2 protein-coding genes are annotated in these 380 nt (G+C 77.6%); both read left to right on the forward strand.

Going from position 1 to position 380, the window contains the following annotated elements; genetic code table 11:
• Positions 1-157 (forward strand): rRNA maturation RNAse YbeY (locus QC029_RS30920; protein WP_279559148.1); only part of this gene is annotated, 157 nt, incomplete at its 5' end.
• Positions 154-380: CNNM domain-containing protein (locus QC029_RS30925; RefSeq protein ID WP_279559147.1), on the forward strand; the 227-nt coding region annotated here is incomplete at its 3' end. The genes QC029_RS30920 and QC029_RS30925, both read left to right, overlap by 4 nt.

Consider the following 380-nt stretch of genomic DNA (forward strand, 5'->3'; position numbering starts at 1 on the left):
ACTGCTCACCGTCCACGGAGTGCTCCACCGGCTCGGCTACGACCACGAGACGCCCGGCGAGCGGGCCGAGATGTTCGGCCTCCCGGCGGCGATCGTCGACGGCTGGCGCGCCGAGCGCGGCCTGACAGGGCCCTCCCCGGCCCCGACGATCACGTGAGCGCCCAGCTGATCGCCGCCGCGGTCCTGCTGGACGGCCTCGCCTGGCTGGCCGCCTGCGCCGAGGCGGGCCTGGCCAGCACCACCAGCTACCGCGCCGAGGAGGCCGTGCGCGCCGGGCGGCGCGGCAGCGCCAGGCTGGCCGCCGTCGCCGCCGACCCCACCCGGTACCTCAACCTCGCCCTGCTGCGGCGCGTCACCGCCGAGATGTCGGCCGGGGTCCT

Source organism: Streptomyces sp. DH37, assembly GCF_029813835.1.
Taxonomy (GTDB): domain Bacteria; phylum Actinomycetota; class Actinomycetes; order Streptomycetales; family Streptomycetaceae; genus Streptomyces.